Below are 1,336 nucleotides of genomic sequence, written 5' to 3'. Positions count from 1 at the left end.
CAAAGTGATGACAGAGGCACAAGCGACAGTGATCAGGAGCGCTATCGCGAACCGGCTAAACATCGTAATTGCAGGAGGTACGGGCTCGGGCAAAACGACTCTCGCCAATGCCGTGATCGCTGAAATCATAGCTTCAGCACCGGATGACCGTATGGTCATTCTTGAAGATACCGCGGAAATCCGGTGTGCGGCAGAAAATGCAGTGTGCCTGCATACCAGTGACACGATCGATATGGCGCGGCTGCTGAAGAGCACCATGCGCCTCCGTCCTGACCGCATCATCGTTGGCGAAGTCCGCGATGGCGCCGCACTGACGCTGTTGAAGGCCTGGAATACCGGCCATCCCGGTGGCGTCACCACCGTCCACTCCAATACCGCCATGTCTGCCTTGCGTCGTCTGGAGCAGCTGACCGCCGAGGTCAGTCAACAGCCGATGCAGGCTGTGATCGGCGAGGCCGTTGATCTTGTCATCTCGATCGAGCGAGCGGGGAGGGGGAGACGGGTACGAGAGGTCATCAATGTCGAGGGCTTCAGCGGTAGCCGGTACCAGACCGAACATTACGCTCAAATTGATGAGGACATTCATGCTGCATAATCGCTCTTTTCGCCTCGGGCTACTCGCTGCACTATTTTGTGCAGCGTTTGCAGCGCCCGCCCTTGCCAGTTCCGGTGGAAGTCTTCCCTGGGAGGGGCCGCTTGAACAGATTCAGGAATCCATCACTGGGCCAGTCGCAGGGGCAATTGCCCTTGCCGCTATGGCAATCGCCGGCGGAATGCTGATCTTTGGCGGCGAGCTCAACGATTTCGCGCGACGCCTCGTCTACATCGTACTGGTCGCCGGTATCCTGCTAGGGGCCACAACGATTGTCGGACTGTTCGGTGCGACCGGCGCATCGATCGGGATTGCTGCCACAAGTTTGCCAGGTACCGTTTCCCATCCGATGTCCGTTGCAAGAGGGGAGGGGGCCAATGGTTGAGCCGCATTCCGCTCTCCAACGCAATCGCATTCACCGCGCTCTTTCACGACCGAACCTGTTGATGGGGGCAGACCGGGAACTCCTGCTTGTCACAGGGCTGGTGGCGATCATCCTGATCTTCGTCGTGCTCACCCTGTACTCAGCGCTGTTCGGCATCGCCATCTGGTTCGTAATCGTCGGCGCCCTGCGCATGATGGCAAAATCCGATCCCCTCATGCGTCATGTCTACGTGCGGCATTTGCGCTACCGGCATCACTACCTGCCCACGTCTTCGCCGTGGCGGCGTTTCTAGAGGTGCAATGATGGTCGCTTTGCGTTCCCTTCGTCCGTCCGCACCGTCGTTCGCCGATCTCGTGCCA

The 1,336-nt window shown here is 59.1% G+C and carries 3 protein-coding genes; all 3 read left to right on the top strand.

The window, feature by feature from the left end; translation table 11 throughout:
- Positions 1-595: ATPase, T2SS/T4P/T4SS family (locus RNA01_RS23285; RefSeq protein WP_170253626.1), on the top strand; the 595-nt coding region annotated here is incomplete at its 5' end.
- Entirely contained in the window at positions 585-977 is a 393-nt protein-coding gene (locus tag RNA01_RS23280; protein WP_147182447.1) for a TrbC/VirB2 family protein, read from the top strand. The genes RNA01_RS23285 and RNA01_RS23280, both read left to right, overlap by 11 nt.
- Entirely contained in the window at positions 970-1,269 is a 300-nt protein-coding gene (locus tag RNA01_RS23275; RefSeq protein ID WP_035227069.1) for a conjugal transfer protein TrbD, read from the top strand. The genes RNA01_RS23280 and RNA01_RS23275 overlap by 8 nt, the downstream gene beginning before the upstream one ends.
- Positions 1,270-1,336: the final 67 nt, after the last annotated feature.

Source organism: Paenirhizobium naphthalenivorans (genome assembly GCF_007992095.1).
Classification (GTDB): domain Bacteria; phylum Pseudomonadota; class Alphaproteobacteria; order Rhizobiales; family Rhizobiaceae; genus Allorhizobium; species Allorhizobium naphthalenivorans.
The sequence above is the reverse complement of the archived record's forward strand: the minus strand, read 5'-3'. Positions and strand labels throughout refer to the sequence as shown.